Origin of the sequence: Yoonia sp. BS5-3 (genome assembly GCF_038069655.2) — a bacterium.
GTDB classification, from domain to species: domain Bacteria; phylum Pseudomonadota; class Alphaproteobacteria; order Rhodobacterales; family Rhodobacteraceae; genus Yoonia; species Yoonia phaeophyticola.
Genome location: NZ_CP150953.2, coordinates 1 through 16,564, shown reverse-complemented (window position 1 = coordinate 16,564; position 16,564 = coordinate 1). Strand labels below are relative to the sequence as shown.

Below are 16,564 nucleotides of genomic sequence, written 5' to 3'. Positions count from 1 at the left end.
AACGCAAGTGTTTCGTAATATCACCCACCAAGCGGCTTTCGTAAGATCACACACCATCTTTCGTAAGATCACACACTGCTTATCGTAGTATCACCCACCAAAGGCTGAAAATGAGGATGATTTAGGTACTGTTTTCAACGAGATACGGAGGGCTCCGATTCGCGTAACACAGACTCTAACACTTATATAACACTCACTAAGCCAATCAGAGCCTGTGGATAACCATAAGCGCCGCATATTTATCCCTCTCACCATAGCTCTTGAAAACCCCCAAACCTCTCATCCTCGTAATAAACGATCTTCTTCGCCACGAGCGGGGACATGCCTTGCACCTTCAGGATTTGCAGAGAAGGGTCGAGGAGCATGATTTCATCGGGGGTGAGCAGGTCGCGGGCGTGGAGACCTTCGCTCTTGGTGCCATCCGATGACCTGGTGTGGAACTGACGGGTTTCCTGACCGATGGTGAGACTGAGCCACTTGGCCGTTTCATAATCGTTCACACCGAATGTCTGAATCACCCCAGAGTTGGCCATGAAGGTATTGGCACTTTGGCCGTAGAGGGTTTTCAGTTGACTGAGGTCCTGCAGAATAGGCCAGAGCTGGACACCGTAGCCCGCCATGAGACCCATTGCGCGCTCGACTGCCGTCAGACGGCCCAGAGACGCGAATTCATCCAGCAGGAAGAGGGTAGGGGGCCTGTGGGTTGTCTCAGAGCCTGAAACGGCCTCTGGAGCGCTCTGCGCTGCCCTGACGATGTCCTGGAGGCCCTGGGAGACGATGAGGCGCAGCCAGCGCGCATAGACGTCCAGACGGTCCGGTGGAAGCACGACAAAGACCGAGGCGATCCCATCGCGCAGATCAGCAAAGCGAAAGTCCGATTTTTGTGTCACGGTAATCATGCGCGGGCTGTCCAGGAAATGGGTGTGGCGCTGTGCATTGGAGAGCACGGAGGCGGCTTCGCGATCTGCTTTGCTCAGGTGCCTGTTGGCCGCACGGGCGATCAGACCGCCTGCCTTGTCGCTGTCCTGCATGTCCACGAGAAGCTCTGCAAATTGATCGCCGGGCAGGGTGAGCAGTTCACGCAGCCTGCCCAGAGTCCGGTCTGCTTCCGGTTCGTGACAGACACACCAGAGGATCAGTCCCGTGATAAAGGCCTTGGCTTCCTCGTTCCAATGGGCGTCCTGTACCTGGTCAGGCGGATCGACCACCAGCGCGTCGGCCAGGGCGGCAGCATCCTCGCCCAGATCAGGGCTGGTGGGGTCGAGTTCAGCGAGCGGATTGAAGGCCGCAGAAGGATGCCCGGAGATGCCAAAAGGGTCGAGGACGTAAAGCGGTCCCATCTGCGCCCGTGTTGATCCTGTGATCCGTGCATTCTCACCCTTGGGGTCGATGACAATCACGGAATGTTGGACCTTCAGCAGATTGGGGATGATGGTGCCGACGCCTTTACCGGAGCGGGTGGGAGCCAGTGTCATGAGATGCGCTTTGCCGTCATACCGCAGGAACCTGCCGGTCTCACAATCCGCGCCGATGAGCAGCCCATGATCGTGCGACAGGGTCTTCGCTTCACCCTGGTCTGCAAAACGGGCCGAGCCGTGACTGTCACGCGGATCATGGAAGAACTTGCCCCAGAGCGGTGATTGTCGGAACCACCCAACAAAACCGATCAGGCTGAAGGGCAGGGCGGCAAGCAAGACCCCAGAGGCAGAGGCCTGTCCGAGACTTACGCCCAAGATCATTAACAGACCCAATGCGCCAAACAGGCCAAGGACACCCACGGACAGTAGCAGGAAGATCGTCTGCTGGATAATCTCGCCAACGCTATCCACGACAGAGCCGGTCTTGCTCTTTGGTCTATCCTGGTAGGGCATGGCAAAACGTCCTCGTTGCAAACAGGATCAGGGGACATCGCGGGACCGGATCAGTCAACGTCAGATTGATACGACCCATTGCCTCCAAATGGCAGACCGGGTGTGCTAGAACCGTGGGCAGGATCAAGAATCCAAAATGGCGAGGTGTGCAAAACAACCTTGACGACTGGATTGTTGTGGGATCATCTCAACTTTAGCCAGCATACCCTTGTGGCCACACCTCCCTTGCGGGAGATGCGGCCACAAGTGGCTGGCGAGCGGGGCGTTGCCCCCTTCGATCCCCCGGATCGACCTATGGTCGATTGCGTTTGCCAGCCCCGGATATTTGGGGTCCGGGCTGGTCAAACGCCAAAGGCCTCCCGCTCCCTGAACAGGGAACCCGGCGGGAGGTAGGCGCACCGGAACGCGCCGTCAGACAGGAGCAGGCCCATGTCGATCTGGATCAAATTCCGCGCCACAGCAGAGCAGCGTGATGCCTGGTACGAGAAGGCTCGCACCAAGGGTGTGAGCTTCTCTGACCTTGCACGACAGACACTGGACGGTGTGCGTGTCGAGCGACGGCATCAGTTGCGGCGGGTTGATCCCGCTCTGTTGCGGCAATTGGCGCGGCTGGGGAACAATCTCAACCAGCTTGCGCGATGGGCCAACCGGGATCAGCGCTATGCCGACAGTGCGGCGGTGATCGGACGGCTCATCGAGATTGATCGTGAGCTGGCAGCCTTGCGCAAGGCCTATGAGGTCCCCGATGATCGGTAGCGGCTGCGTATTGTCGCTGTGCTGCAATCTGTGCACGCAGAACGCACCCATGCCGTTCTTCGATAGTCAGCACACCGCATGGCAGGGACGCGAACCACTCGTCGATCTGCGACATGGCCATGCGTGGGTCCGGTGCCAGTGCGACCCAGCGAACGCCTTCGATAAAGAGGCTCAGTTGTCTGTGTTCGGTCATCAGCGCACTCCGCATTGTTTGCGCAAAACGCTACGGGCAGCCACGACCCGGCCAAATGCACGGGGGCATGCGGCATGCTGATCAAGTTCTTCGGCGGCAAAGGAGGGGGCGGTGCGATTGCCAACTACCTGGTCGATCCCGAGCGGGTAGGGCGCGAGGGCAACCCGCCCGAGGTCCTGCGTGGCGACATCGCACAGACCCGCGAGCTGATCGACAGCCAGGATCGCAAGTGGACCTTTACGACCGGCGTCATCAGCTTTGCACCCACGGACGCGCCGAGTGCAGCAGATCAGGCAAAGGTCATGGATGATTTTGAGCGGCTCGCCTTCGCAGGGCTGGAGCGTGATCAATATGACATCACCTGGGTGCGCCACAGCCATACCGGGGAAGGGCGCGTTGAGCTGCACTTCCTTGTGCCGCGCATGGAGCTTTCCACGGGCAAGGCGCTGAACATCGCGCCGCCGGGTTGGGAGAAGTCCTACGCGCCCCTCAGGGATGCCTGGAATTACGAGAAAGGCTGGGCACGACCAGACGATCCAGACCGTGCGCGGTCGCAGCAGTTCAGCTTTGAGAAAGCGGATCGTCAGGACGCACGCATGGCGATCACAAGTTATCTCGAAGACCGCATCGTGAGTGGGGTCATCACCAACCGCGACGACATCATCACCTCGCTGAAAGATGCGGGGTTCGATGTGCCACGTGCAGGCCAGAATTACGTGACCGCGCTTGACCCCGAGAGCGGTGAGCGCTGGCGATTGAAAGGACGGATTTATGACGCAGGATGGACCAGGGCCACAGAATATCACCGAGAGACTGAGAGTCAGGTCGGCGGAGGACGCCAGGGCGATGGAGGCCGCGATCCAGAACGAGCTGATGCAGCTCGCAGAGAACTTGCGACAATCATCGACCGACGCGCTGAAGCAAACCAGGGAAAGTATCAACGGCCAGATTATGGAGATCGAGGCGCAGATCAGCGCCAGCAGGAACCGGATGCTGAGCGCATTGGCAGAGATCGAGATCAGGCCAAAGCAGACGATGCGCAACGTGATGATCACAAGCGCAGTGACAGCCGCGATCATCGCGATGATCCCCTGGCTGGTGATGAGTTATCTCGGGATCAGCGCGACAGAGACAGCCGGGACATGGCTGGATCGGAGGGCGGAGATAAGGGAACAGGAAACGCGGATCAACGCTCTGAGCGGGATCAGCCTAATGGAGATCGACGGTCAGGAGGTTCTGATGCTGCCCGCGACGACAACGCAGATGTATCAATGCGGGGAAACACGGACACCCTGCGTCAGGATCGGGGAGTAAGCCATGGACCAGTTGACCAGCTTAGAGAAAGCGCTCTTGCAAGAGTTCGAGAGCTTGGCCGCCATATCCGAAACATTGGCCTCCGCCTCTCAGAGTACGGATCAGCAGCTCTTGAAATATACAGAGCGCTGTTCCGGCGAGATAGCGAGGCTGGCCAGCAGACAGAACGCGCTGGAGGAGCGCCTGGACGCAGTGACCGAGGCCTTGAACAGGCAGACCGCGTCAACGAACGCACTGATCGACAGCGTGAACAGATTGATGACCGCGCAGAACAGATCGAGCAGGTGAATGCGCGGGACGAAAGGATCAGGGACATCATGCAGAAGCAACGCGGGGATCGGGAACGGTGACTGATAAGAAACCGACAAGCGGGTCGATAGTGTTCCGCCAGGAAGATGGTGCGACCTCGCCGCCCATCTATGTCAGCGACATCGGCAAAGGTGCGCTGCTGGCGGCACCCTTTCGGGAGTGCGCCCACCGTGTTGATTTGATCTCGCATGCTGATGAGAACGTTCTGGGCTGGAAAAACGGTCTGCCATGGCAAAACCCTTCGTTGGCCGAACAGGTGGCGGAGAATGTGCCGATCTATGATGTGCCAGATGATGGCTATGACGATGATGATCAGTCAGCGCTGTATCAGCGGCTGATCGGTATCGCGCAGATGCTGGAATGGGGCTTCCGGCTCGCTGTTGGTGCCAAACCAGAACATCACGACCCAAGTATCCTGCATGCCCATAGGAACATCGATGATGATCTTTATGTTCTGGAAGCTGAGGGACGGCTCTTGCGCGATGCCGTCCGGCGGGCGCCGCAGAATGAACGGGCCGCGCTCATTGACGACTGGATGTCCGATGCTGAGCGGTCATTCGTGGGCTACCACCTGGAGTTCATGGCATTGGGGGTGATGCTGGACAGCTTTGCGGGATATGAGGATGTGAACCGTCTGGATCAGGAGCTCGCGCGATACGATGCGATTTGGGAGATGGAGACGGAGAATGCGAGACCGGTGTAGTAGGCTAGCCCGGATCGGTCCACTATCTCTAGGACAACATTGGACCTGAACCGCACCGGGTTTGCCGGAGGTGCTCATTTTGGGGGCTAGATTTTTCGCATTGTGCGAAAGAGTAACACCCCTCTCTTTAGAGAAGGGTGTCAAAGTTTCTTAGAGCAATACTTTTCCCGCATTTGCGAGGATAAACCACATGCTCAGCAGTGCTGTTTCCATGACGTTACCTTTTTGATGTAGCCATAGGCTGTGTTGATGCAGTGCCTTTGAAATCGCTAAGCCTTAGTAGGCGGCAACTGAATAAAGGAACACCAGGCGGAAAACTGTAAATGCCAGCATCGTTAAACCCTCCTTTCATGATTTGAGTTGAACTCGACTGGGAGGGCTATAGCCCTCCCAGTCATTTCGCTCCCACGTGCCCCTACTTCAAGTGCGCAAGCTGTTCCCGCTAGCTTATTGGTAGGTTTGGCCGACGGAACGATCATCCTCAACTAGCGGCAACATAGCGGCTGAAGCCTGACCACTCGTAGTGGTTGGAGTGCTCTAAATTCGTCCGCATCCACAGTCGCTGCAGTCCGGCTTTTTCGCTTTTGGGTCCTGTCAGGCCCGGCAGGCCTCCCAAAGCGCGATGAGGGCCGTTTCCTCTGCCATCCGATGCTCAAGGCTACGCCCGTCGACTGTATTAAGACGAAACTCATTTTTAATCGGAACCGTCCGACGTTCTAAATCAGGATATTGAAGCGTATCCACCCGAAAGGCCAGAATGTCGCGAAGTAGCGCTTGAAGATTGATGGAGAGAACTGCACCAGGATCGAAGCGGCGGCTTGCGTAGTATCTTCCAACGACCACGTCGGTTTCCCCCCATCCGTCATAGCTGAGTTTTAACCCGATTGGCGGCTGGTCGATGTAGTAGTAGTGTGGTTCGATAGAGGTTACCGCTCTCAAATGGGCTTCGTGCGAAGCAATACTCATGACATAAAAGCCACCCTCCCCATTGACCTGGACCGGCTGATAAGCGTGGAGATGAATAGAATCGAAGTGCAGAAAGCAAGGGTTTCCCGAAGCGACTACTACCTCTTGGGCCATAAAACTGTCTCCATCACCCCTATCCTGAGTGAAGGTGGCGATCTCAACATATCGCGCAGCGAGTTCACTTAGCCTGTCATGATCATTGGCTTGGGCCATACCCCCAAGGGCGAGGGCCAAGCCGAATGCCATCATTCGGAGCATGTCATAGCATCCTTTGCCTTTGAATCCCTTTTACAAAGTATTGTCGCGCAAACCAGTGCGCCCTTCAATCCTTTCGAACTATCGAGACAGAACACCATCGTGAGAAATGTAGGCCACGAGTTCAGAGAAACTATGGCCTAAGCGTAGTCCTCGTGCGCGAGCTGCCCTGGTAAGACCGCGGCACAATCAGCCAAAGCGAGCAGCACGGCTTTCGCGTCAACCTCTGCAAGAAAATCGTCAGGGGGAAGTTCCGCAAGGCGAGCGACTTCCGTCTGGAGTTCCAGCAGGCCTTGCTCCGTCACTGCCATCTGTTCAGCCAGACCCTCGATGTTCTCAGACGGCCAGTCTTCGATATGCACGCCAAGATGCAGACCCATGCCCGACAGCACTTCCTTGATTTCGTTTAAGGACTTGCGGCCGAAGTTCGGCGTGCGCAGCATTTCTGCTTCGGTCTTCTGGATCAGATCACCGATATAGACGATGTTGTCGTTCTTCAGGCAGTTTGCAGACCGCACCGACAGTTCAAGCTCGTCGACCTTCTTGAGCAGCAGCGGGTTGAATTCCAGACCATCATCGTCAGAACCAGCCTGAGCGCTTTCAGGTTTATCAAAGTTGACGAAGATCGACAACTGATCCTGCAGAATGCGCGCGGCATAAGCCACCGCATCGTCAGGCGTCAGCGACCCGTCCGTTTCGATTTTCAAGGTCAGCCTATCATAGTCGAGCACCTGACCTTCACGGGTGGGCTGCACGTCATAGCTGACCTTTTTAACCGGCGAATAGATTGTATCGATAGCAATCATGCCAATGGGTGCATCTTCGGGTTTGTTCTTGTCTGCAGACACATAGCCCTTCCCGGTATTGACGGTCAGTTCCATGTAAAGTTCTGCGCCATCATCAAGATGGCACAGTACATGGTCCTTGTTCAGGATCTCGATGCCAGCAGTTTCAGAGATATTGCCAGCCGTGACAACACCTGGGCCCTTCGCCTGAACCGAAAGACGCTTTGGCCCTTCGACTTCCATGCGGACCGCCACACCTTTGAGGTTCAGGACGATGTCGGTGACATCTTCGCGTACGCCAGAGACAGACGAGAATTCGTGCAGCACATTGTCAATCTGCACGGCGGTGATCGCGGCACCTTGCAGCGACGACATCAGGATGCGGCGCAGCCCGTTGCCCAGCGTCAGGCCAAAGCCACGCTCAAGAGGTTCTGCAATGACAGTTGCCTGACGCGCGGGATCATTGCCCCGTTTGACTTCGAGCTGCGTTGGTTTGATGAGCTCAGCCCAGTTATTGTGGATCATGATTTACCACCCTTTCTAGCGGTGGAAGCATCGATTGGGATATCGACAGAGCTTGTCTCTGCCACATGCTGTGCTGCTCGGATAAGCCGCTTTTTCGCATTCTCGATACGGTTCTTTGGAAGACGCAAGACGACTGAAAGCGTTTCATTGTCCTTGAAGGGTACGCCCTTTGCGCAGGCTGCAAGTAGCAAGCGAGCTTCGAGGTCGGCTTCAACTGCACTTCGTACAAGCAATAGTTGCTGCTGGTGTGAAATTTTCTGCTCTATGTCCGGGACAGCATCTGGCTCGATTTTATTAATGATTTTTCCGCGTCTGACTGAGCGGCGCGTAAGGGTCGCCCATTTCCTTTTGACGCTTTCAGACAACAAATAGACGAGATCTTGTTCGCTCCTTGAGATGGACATGTCACCAGTTCTCAAATCGATGATGACGTCGTGAAACACATCCTCAAATGATTGCCCTTCTCGTGCGCGATAAAGACTCGCGTCATTCAAACCAAGGTTCTCGCGAACCAAACCGCGCAGTCTGTCCCAGTCAGGATCGTCACCGGCTTGATACCGTCGATGGTCTAAGCTCATTGAAAATACGCCTCCATATATAAGAGGACACCACGAAGGCAGTTTTTGCCACGTGCAAAATATTTTTTTTGTAGCGCCAAAATCGGTTCGTTCAGCGTCCTCTTTAATGTCAGGCAAGAACTGCCGACGACGAAGCAAGGAGCAGATGACATGAGCGAAGAGACATACCGGCTTTTACGGGTGCTCATTGCCTTTCTCACCCTCATCGCGATGATTGCCATCTTCGTGAGTGATCGGAACAGAGGCAATGTTACGGAGAATGATGCAGCTCACGTTCAGCAGCATCCATTCTTCGATGTCAGCGTTAACCACATGAGGGTCGCTCAAGCAGACGGCTAACAAACGTGGAATGTGAGTCAGTTAGCGTCAGTCACAACTTACGCAACATCGGCGCGAGCGCCGCGCCAAAACCTCAGGTGAAACCAGACAGAAGTTGGAGTTGGTTGCTCACTTTCGAGTAGGGCTAACTCCAACCAAGCACTGTAAGACTACGTGAACATCCACTGAATAGCACCGACGACAGCGTCTCCAAGTCCCGCACAAAGGGTGGCCACTATGCTTAACATGGCAATGGGTACGGACTCTTTTCGGTTGCTATCCAACAAGGCAGCAAGACCTTCTCTGTTTCGCTGAGCACTGTGTAGGGCTCTTCTTGCCAGGAAATTAGCTTCGACAGCTGTTCTTTTTGTTCCTGGAAGCGCCTCGATAGTCGTCTTGACCAGACTACCAAACTCGTCTGCGCGTTCCCTTTCGCCGCTTACCAAAGCCACCTCCACTTTAGTATCCAACTCCACCAGGCATTCGACTAGCGCTCTTACGGAACTGGCTTCGGCGAATCTCTTTGAGCTAAGGTCCGAAATTGCCGCCTCAAGGCGCTCAGCAATCGGTGTTGAGGCAGTTTCAAAAACGACTGGTGTATCAAGAAGCCTAAAGGCTGTTCCTCGGCTTAAGAATAGCATTCCGAAGGTCAATGCAACGGCGACTGCACCATACTTGTTTGCGACCGTTGCCGAAGATGAGAGAAGCCCATGAGCGATGCCGACCAAGCAGATCAGAACGCCGAGCCAGGCAACGATCCAGTAGTTGCGAACACCGATCATGTCGCTAAGGGGAATTCAATCTCGCGCCAGCTAAACACTGACCCATAGATCGTGTTTGTGCTTGGCGAGTATTGGTATCGGCCTTCGAAATGCCCTACATTTATGAGGTAAACGTTGACCGGTCGACCGCCTACCCGAGCTATCTCAACGGATGGAAGTGTAGTTACCGCATTCAACTGAATGATCTTATTTCTCTTCTCGATGTATCGGAAGAGTTCCGTTTGTAGCGCTACCACCGGGCGTAGTCTAGATTCCGAGCCGATAGCCGGAAATGAACGCTTCTTGCGCTCTTCAGACAGGTGAGAGCAGACATAATCCAGTCTGATTTGGTAGAAATCGGGGTCGGGAATGAAATCGGGGGTGTCCAAGCGCACAGACCAAAATTCTCGGGGACAAGTTATCCTTGGCCGTTACTCTTGAGTTTCGCACCGTTGAGTTCTTGAGCAATCTCATTCTCTAGCTTCACAAGTTTGCTAAACGGCGTTACCTCTCCCGGTGCCTCCGAATGTTCCGCAAAGGCGATCTGCCTGCGCGATATCTCTGCAAGCTCATCTTTGGAAAACTGCTTCATTTAAACCTTCTTGCTGTGATGAGCCCAAACTACAATTTTGATACTAGGTCGAAGAGTGTCAAGAGTCCACAAACATGCTGGGAGATCGGTCAAAAACGGTCGTTTTTGGCACTCTGCCCTGCATCACACCAGATCAATTGCTTAAGTTGGACAAAAACCCCCGGCAAAACCTTTGCGGTTTTGGCAGGTTTTTGTCACAATGAAGCATGATCATTGGATATGCCCGCGTCAGCACTGACGACCAGAATCTTGATGCCCAGACCGACGCCCTGGAAGCGGCTGGAGCTGGCAAACTGTTTGCCGACAAGATCAGTGGATCGAAGCGCGAACGACCCGAGCTGGATAGGATGCTGGACCAGCTCCGCGACGGCGATGTTGTGACAGTCACCAAATACGACCGCCTCGCACGGTCTCTGAAAGACCTTTTGGAGATCGTGGAGACGATCCGCGAGCGCGGTGCCGGCTTCCGGTCCCTAGCCGAGGACATAGACACAACGACGCCGGCTGGTCGTCTTGTGTTCCATGTCTTCGCATCCATCGCTCAGTTTGAGCGAGAGCGGGTATCAGAGCGGACTAGGGAAGGTCTGGCGTCTGCCCGCAAGCGAGGCAGAATCGGAGGTAGGCCCCCTGCCCTGTCAGCGGCGCAGAAGGACGAGGTCCGGCGCATGAGAGATGGCGAGCACCGTTCCGTTCCAGAGATTGCACGGTTATTCAAAGTTAGTGAGCGCACTGTGCGTCGCGCTTGATCAGCCGACCCTCGGATTTAAAAATCTTAGGTCAGAAAGTCATTATATGAAGAACAAATTTGCTGTGCTTAGCCTGCCAAACCAAAAGCTAGAGCGTATTCTATACCTCTATCTGTCAAGGAAAGTGAGTTGCCGGTCCCTTCTAGAATTGCGGTGAGTGAAATCTCTATCAACAGCCCTTTTTGTCCGAGGCTGTTCACTACGGATTGCATACGAAGGCCGGACACTCCAGTAACACTCTGGATCGCTTCATCAAGCCTAACGACTTGCCCGACCTCACCATAAATTCCCGCGGTATTTGATACGTACCTTAATACAGCATTCTCGTATGGATCGAGAATTTGTACTGATGATTGATTTGTAGAATCTAGGTCTTGTGCCATGGCTTGTATGAGTACGCTTCGTAGCGGTTCCATACACTGGCGGAGTTCAGATGCTTGACCAGCTGCCGCATCGCTAATGCTATTAGTGATGCCTGTGCTCAACAACCTAAATTCCGTCTTGGAAACGCTCACGCTTCCCTCTAAAGCGCCATTCAGCCTGACCGTGCGTAGTGACAAGTTTCCGTCTGCTTCTAGTTCCCCAGATGCCGTGAAAACACTGCCGCTTCCCACACATGCGTCGATATAGACATCCAGCCACTCTTGAACCGTCAGCTCTTGTGCAAGGACTGATGTTGGTAGAAAGGACATCGCAAAAAAAATAACTATCCTGATCATTTCCAATTTTCCTCTAAAAACTTCTTCTAATCATAAAAACTATCACATGTTTCATCTGATCCGTCCTCTGTATCGTCATCTAGCTTAGAAAGCTTCTGCTTTATGGGCCTCCTGAACTTACCTCTGTAGAGTGAAGACGACGAATCGAGTGGGCGCAATGACAAAAAAATTCATTTTACAGGGCATAACTGGGGATAGTCATCTCGACGAAATTCGGGATGCCATATCCGTTGCGAATGTTACTAGGGTTGTGATTAGTGTCGCGTTTCTGACCGAGCGAGGCTTTGGGCTTCTTAGTGATATTCTGAAACCTATTGCGGACAAGACAGTCATTTTGGCTGGGATACGAAATGGCATAACTTCCGCTCAAGGCTTGCTCGCGTGTGTCGAATGTGGCTGCAAAACATACGCTGTTGATACAGGTTCTAGAGGGGTCGTGTTTCACCCGAAAATCTATCTAGGCAAGAGCGACCAGGAAGCGCGACTTGTTCTTGGCAGTGCTAATTTGACCGTGGGCGGTCTTAACTCAAATATTGAAGCGAGCCTCAAAGTTATCGCTGATATGGGGGTGGCTGATGAGGCCGCTTTGGTCGCGGACTTAGAAGGCAAGATCGATGCCATGATCGCTGATTTCCCTGCTCATGTTGTGGAGGTCACCACATTGGAGCAGGTCCAATTGCTGTTAGTGGCCGGTCGATTGACTGATGAAAGTGTGAAGCCAGCCCCTTCACCAAATAGATCATCTGGCGACCGTAAGCTTGACGCAGTGCCTCAGATGAAGCTGGAGAAAAAGAAGCTGAAGTTCGCAGCCGTCGCTCCGATCGGGAGGGGTATTGAACCAGCGGCTCCAGACGCTCCCACCGAGGATGCTCCGGCACAAGCTGTGGAAGCTCTAGTGTCTGGAGCGCCAGCATCAGATCACCTCAAACTGGTGTGGGAAAGTAAAGCTCTGACCCGTAGGGCCTTAAACATTCCAACAGGTGAAAATACGGCCCGAACTGGTTCAATGCTTTTTGCTAAAGGCGCGTTCTCGGATATCGACCAGAAGCACTATTTCCGAGACACTGTTTTCGCTGAATTAGATTGGCAGCATGACGATACTGTTAAGAAGGAGCATCTTGAGAGATCAAAGGCGAAATTCCGTATTATAATCAAAGATGTGAACTATGGTGTTTTCGAAATGGCGCTCACACATGATAGTCGAACAGACAGCCCCGCTTACAAGCAGAATAACAGCATGACGCAGTTGCACTGGGGTGACGTGTTGCCTTTGGTGGCACTGGAAGATTTACTTGATCGAACGATGTTTCTCTACCTTGATGACAAGCAGCCAGGGTTGTTTGTTATTGAAATTGACTAAGCAGCTTCGGAGGATACCCGGTGTCGCCTGTTTCGAAGGCGACTCCACCCAGAAAGCAGCTCACTTTGATCTCTCTTAGACAACCCCATATCGCCCAAAACTCGCTTGGTCTGGAGTGACAGCACTGCATCCATCGGCATCGTTCGGACGGCCTTGTCCAATTCTTCAACACGAGGTTTCACCTTTGAAGGTGGTGGTAAAAGTAGCTTCTCGATCTCTGAGGGAACAAGCTCAAGTACACCGCCACCGTAGTGCCTGCCCTCCAGCTCTGCACTCAGGGCTGTTAGGCCATTTAAGAACCCATATACGAGTTGATCTGCCGTGCCTTCTTTTGCGCGAATGCGGTAAGCCGTATCTGTTGTATAGGCCCCTATTTTATTGAGAATTAGACGCGGCGTGTCATGACTTCTTTTCAACATTCCAACCTCCGTTGAGTAGACGGATGGGACGGAGTACCAAACCTTGCGAATGCGGCACTTGTACCGCGTGTGAAGATTTTCATTTTCGCCTTGCTGAATATATCTGCGGCCAGCAGCTGTCTTCTCGACACTGGCGTCTTGGAACCAGATGAAATTTGTCGGCTTCCCAGTTGCGGCATTAGCTTGGTGCTGGTCCTCGTCATAAACTACGCCAGGGCAATGTTCGCTCCGACCGAACATCGGATGCGCCCATTTTTGCAGTTTGAAGCGAGAAACAATCTCATCTTGAACCAAGAAGAACTTGTTCGCACCCGTGACGATGCCGACATCGACTTGAGCAATGTCATCAAAACGACGGGCTACCTTCGCTTCTATCAACTCGTCTAGGAGGTCACGGCTTGAAGGAGCGAGCAGAGCGCGAGTCCACTTTCCTTCAACGGTCTTCCCATTTATCGGGGCCGTTCCATTGAATACGTCTTCTGGATCTAGGCTTAAAAAATCACGCCCGCGCACCGGATAGATGCCGAGACCTTCGGCATAGTCACTTTTTCTGCGCTTCTTTTCAGCCATTAACAACACAGCGCCTTGAAGTGTCCCCTCAAACCAAAGCTCTTCGGGGTCTACGACGACCAATCTTCTTGCATTTTCACCCAGATATGACCGCAAAGACTGTGCGTGCATCACATGGATGATTTCGGCTGGTACAACCATGGCCAAACGCCCACCGGGGCGAAGAAGCTCAAAACTAGCGAGGATGAAGGACACCCAAGCATTTGTGTGCTTGGTGAACTTACACCCCAGCTTTTCAAAGATGGCCTGAGCGCGATCCTGAAAGAGTGGCGGCAGATATTGATATCGAATGAAAGGCGGGTTGCCTATCACAGCGTCGAAGCGTTCAGACTTGGTTTCCATCGCCTTGAGCGCCCATCCGAGAAAGTCTGAAGCCTGAATGTTCACATCGGACAGACCGACAGACGCTGCGCGATCCTTGGCCTTCTTTGCTTCGATTTCATCGAGCTCAAAGCCGAGGACAGGTTCGGCGAAGTTACGCGAACCCAAAGCATCTAAGAACACGCCATCACCGCAGCTAGGTTCTAGGACACGGGAAGGGGCTTCCTTTTCGATCCAGCGAACTAAGAACGTCGCAAGGTCGTGCGGAGTGTAGTAGCCGCCCCGGAGTTTTTCCGGCGTTTCAAATTCTTTGAAGTTCATGCGCGCCCTGCCCTTTGATGTGCAGGTTGATCCATATCTTCCTGATTTTGCGGACAGTTTATCAAATTGAACCACATACCCACATTTGTTGGAAACATCATTTGTTGGTTTCCTGTTCAAGTTCTTCCGTATGGCGTTCAATGAAAGCCGTCAATTCGACCGCCATCTTTCGACCTGAAGCCGCGCAAGCCACTTTAAAACGGCGATGCACGTCTTCTGGAAGATCAATGCTGAGCCTCTTCATTGCCCCACCCTTGGGCTTTTCCGCTGCCGGTGACGCAAAAGGCGTTGTGTCGTGCCCTGTCCCGCCATGGACATAGGCATCTATTTGTTCCGGGGCGAGCTGTTTGGGTCGCGGTGCTGTTGCAAAGGTCTTCTTAGACATGTCGAACAATCTCGTCGGTTAAAGTTACTATCTCCTTGGCAGCCGTTCCCGTGGGCGACCATTCGAATATCGTTTTGCCCATTGTTAGGCTTTCAGCATATGCCACACGTTGCTCTACCTCTGCATTCAAAAGCTGGATACCTGCGTCAGCCGCCATAGAGCGTATTTCGCGTCCAATGACTGTATTCCCTATTTTGCGGGAAACCACAAACCCACATTTGAGTGTTTCCTTAAAATCCTGCGCCTCTTTTACCTGTTTTACAGTTAGGTCAGAGGCCCAGGTGGAAAGCCCAGACGGCTCTATTGGCAATGCAACAAAGTCAGAAGCAATGATGCAGGCTCTAGCGATACCTTCGGCATGGGGAGGGCCGTCTATGACAGTTGCATCAAAGTCGGCAGCTAGTTGGATCACATCCTTCGCAAGATTCTCTCTCGCCATTGAAACGACCTGAAACGGGGTTTCATCACGCAGGCTAGCCCAAGTAGTAGCGGAGCCTTGCTTGTCCGCGTCTACGAGTAAGACCTTTTGACCATGCGAGGCCAGTCGTGCGGCGACGTTAATCGAGAGGGTTGTTTTACCCACTCCGCCTTTTTGATTGAGAAACGAAATGATCATTTAGCCACGCTAGCGGAAACATCTGCATGTGGTAACCCACAAAACATCTAAAATACAAATGTGGGTTTGTGGTTTATGCCCGCCCGCGCCGCTTGTACCAGCTCTTACAAAACCCAAGGAATGCAGCATCTGGATTCTTAGGAGGCTCTTTTCGCTTTGCAGCATAGCTACGCCACTCGCGCGCGAGAACATTGACGTCCCACGTCGGAGCAACTTCTCGCGCACGGTCTAAAGTATCTGGGGAGAGGGGCAAGATGTACCCGCCTGTCAGCTGGTCTTGCTTTGGCTTCGGCGCGTAGTGGTCAAGAAACTCCTGTTTAGGCGTGACAGTAAGGATGTCAGCATCCAGCCTGAAACCGTAGTCTGGCATGTGGTTGTGTTCTTCATCCGCCTTGCAAATTGCCCGGACAAGTCGCCGAAACTCTTTATCTGAGGATGTGGAGCCTGTTCGGTCTTTGAGCTTATCCAGGCCACACTTCCATTCCGGCTGCGTCCCACATTGCTTGCGAGCCAGCTCATACAAACGACGTTCCAAGGGCTTGCGGAGTTGGAAATAGCGACGGTTGAGGGTAAGAACATCATCACCTGCGATAGCATTGAATACCCAATCCGAAAGGGTGACTTCGAGGTCAAGCATCCGGCCATCACGGGTTTCTCGGACGATCCGATAACGGTCGATCAAGCTAAAACCGTCAATCTGCTCCACACCGCCGGTTGTGATGTTGGTTTCGACCTGGGTGCCTTGAAGACGCTCCAAAGCGGCTTTCAGGCCGGTGTATCCGGTCCCCGCGACAGGGCGGTTGGTTGCGACCAGAAGATCATACGCCTTGAACCGGAGAGTTCTATGCACCTGCTTTCCGTCATTCAAGGCAGCCATTACCTGAGAGATACAGTAGATTAGCACATCGCGGTCATGGACAGTCGCAAGGCCGATCATATTGGGCCTGATCTCAACGTAGCTCTTTCCATCAGCTGCAACGTAGCGACGTTTCTTTGTGTCCGGCTTGGTCGAGAGCGTGAAGATCGGATGCGCCATCGAGGCCATATCGCCTTTGGGCGCAGCATCAAAGATATCGCATACAAAAAAATCCCCTTGGGCGTGGCGCAAGGGAAGGAGAGGCGTTCTGTCTGGTTTCGTAATATCACCCACCATGACCGCACTATTCGTAATATCACCCACC

16 protein-coding genes and 1 pseudogene are annotated in these 16,564 nt (G+C 53.6%); 6 read left to right on the top strand and 11 right to left on the bottom strand.

From position 1 onward, the window contains the following. Positions 1-248: 248 nt before the first annotated feature. Positions 249-1,871: a type IV secretory system conjugative DNA transfer family protein gene (locus AABB29_RS20180; protein ID WP_341369201.1), complete on the bottom strand. Its 1,623-nt coding sequence runs from the start codon at positions 1,869-1,871 to the stop codon at positions 249-251. Between the two features lie 429 nt (positions 1,872-2,300). Here AABB29_RS20180 and AABB29_RS20175 point away from each other — a divergent pair, with 429 nt between their 5' ends. The 3 genes from AABB29_RS20175 (at position 2,301) to AABB29_RS20165 (ending at position 5,146) form a co-directional block, all read left to right on the top strand. Continuing rightward, complete coding sequence (locus AABB29_RS20175; protein ID WP_341369200.1) at positions 2,301-2,627, top strand: MobC family plasmid mobilization relaxosome protein; 327 nt, start codon at positions 2,301-2,303, stop codon at positions 2,625-2,627. Between the two features lie 267 nt (positions 2,628-2,894). Next, a complete protein-coding gene (locus AABB29_RS20170) occupies positions 2,895-4,484 on the top strand; it encodes a relaxase/mobilization nuclease domain-containing protein (protein WP_341369199.1) in 1,590 nt (529 codons plus the stop codon). Further along, positions 4,481-5,146, top strand: coding sequence for a hypothetical protein (locus tag AABB29_RS20165; protein WP_341369198.1), 666 nt, complete (start codon positions 4,481-4,483; stop codon positions 5,144-5,146). Before AABB29_RS20170 ends, AABB29_RS20165 begins: the two co-directional genes overlap by 4 nt. A 594-nt stretch (positions 5,147-5,740) precedes the next feature. Here the strand turns inward: AABB29_RS20165 and AABB29_RS20160 are convergent. From AABB29_RS20160 to AABB29_RS20150, 3 genes and pseudogenes are all read right to left on the bottom strand, one after another. Beyond that, the gene (locus AABB29_RS20160) at positions 5,741-6,370 is read right to left on the bottom strand and encodes a hypothetical protein (protein ID WP_341369197.1); all 630 of its coding nucleotides are present in this window, start codon (positions 6,368-6,370) and stop codon (positions 5,741-5,743) included. A 308-nt stretch (positions 6,371-6,678) separates the two neighbouring features. Then, positions 6,679-7,677, bottom strand: a pseudogene (locus AABB29_RS20155) (DNA-directed RNA polymerase subunit alpha); the annotation flags it as partial. Next, a complete protein-coding gene (locus AABB29_RS20150; protein WP_341369196.1) occupies positions 7,674-8,255 on the bottom strand; it encodes a hypothetical protein in 582 nt (193 codons plus the stop codon). The pseudogene AABB29_RS20155 and the gene AABB29_RS20150, both read right to left, overlap by 4 nt. A 150-nt stretch (positions 8,256-8,405) precedes the next feature. Between AABB29_RS20150 and AABB29_RS20145 the strand changes: the two genes are divergently transcribed. Further along, positions 8,406-8,594, top strand: a complete 189-nt coding sequence (locus tag AABB29_RS20145; protein ID WP_341369195.1) for a hypothetical protein — start codon at positions 8,406-8,408, stop codon at positions 8,592-8,594. A 149-nt stretch (positions 8,595-8,743) separates the two neighbouring features. Here the strand turns inward: AABB29_RS20145 and AABB29_RS20140 are convergent, their stop codons facing one another. Together AABB29_RS20140 and AABB29_RS20135 are read right to left on the bottom strand one after the other, a co-directional pair. Further along, the gene (locus tag AABB29_RS20140) at positions 8,744-9,355 is read right to left on the bottom strand and encodes a hypothetical protein (RefSeq protein WP_373636937.1); all 612 of its coding nucleotides are present in this window, start codon (positions 9,353-9,355) and stop codon (positions 8,744-8,746) included. Between the two features lie 397 nt (positions 9,356-9,752). Beyond that, positions 9,753-9,926, bottom strand: coding sequence for a hypothetical protein (locus AABB29_RS20135; RefSeq protein ID WP_341369194.1), 174 nt, complete (start codon positions 9,924-9,926; stop codon positions 9,753-9,755). A 206-nt stretch (positions 9,927-10,132) separates the two neighbouring features. Here AABB29_RS20135 and AABB29_RS20130 point away from each other — a divergent pair, with 206 nt between their 5' ends. Next, complete coding sequence (locus AABB29_RS20130) at positions 10,133-10,672, top strand: recombinase family protein (RefSeq protein WP_341369193.1); 540 nt, start codon at positions 10,133-10,135, stop codon at positions 10,670-10,672. Positions 10,673-10,740: 68 nt separating this feature from the next. Here the strand turns inward: AABB29_RS20130 and AABB29_RS20125 are convergent, their stop codons facing one another. Continuing rightward, entirely contained in the window at positions 10,741-11,391 is a 651-nt protein-coding gene (locus AABB29_RS20125; protein ID WP_341369192.1) for a hypothetical protein, read from the bottom strand. Positions 11,392-11,548: 157 nt separating this feature from the next. Between AABB29_RS20125 and AABB29_RS20120 the strand changes: the two genes are divergently transcribed. After that, positions 11,549-12,751 (top strand): phospholipase D family protein, encoded by a 1,203-nt coding sequence (locus AABB29_RS20120; RefSeq protein ID WP_341369191.1) that lies wholly within the window; start codon positions 11,549-11,551, stop codon positions 12,749-12,751. On the opposite strand, the gene AABB29_RS20115 is transcribed toward AABB29_RS20120, so the two are convergent. The 4 genes from AABB29_RS20115 to AABB29_RS20100 form a co-directional block, all read right to left on the bottom strand. Next, positions 12,748-14,382, bottom strand: a complete 1,635-nt coding sequence (locus AABB29_RS20115) for an Eco57I restriction-modification methylase domain-containing protein (protein ID WP_341369190.1) — start codon at positions 14,380-14,382, stop codon at positions 12,748-12,750. The two genes, AABB29_RS20120 and AABB29_RS20115, sit on opposite strands and share 4 nt — an antisense overlap. A 97-nt stretch (positions 14,383-14,479) precedes the next feature. Beyond that, entirely contained in the window at positions 14,480-14,626 is a 147-nt protein-coding gene (locus AABB29_RS20110; RefSeq protein WP_282063929.1) for a hypothetical protein, read from the bottom strand. A gap of 133 nt (positions 14,627-14,759) precedes the next feature. Beyond that, positions 14,760-15,383, bottom strand: coding sequence for a ParA family partition ATPase (parA, locus tag AABB29_RS20105; protein ID WP_341369202.1), 624 nt, complete (start codon positions 15,381-15,383; stop codon positions 14,760-14,762). A gap of 73 nt (positions 15,384-15,456) precedes the next feature. Further along, positions 15,457-16,536: a replication initiator protein A gene (locus AABB29_RS20100; RefSeq protein ID WP_341369203.1), complete on the bottom strand. Its 1,080-nt coding sequence runs from the start codon at positions 16,534-16,536 to the stop codon at positions 15,457-15,459. Positions 16,537-16,564: the final 28 nt, after the last annotated feature.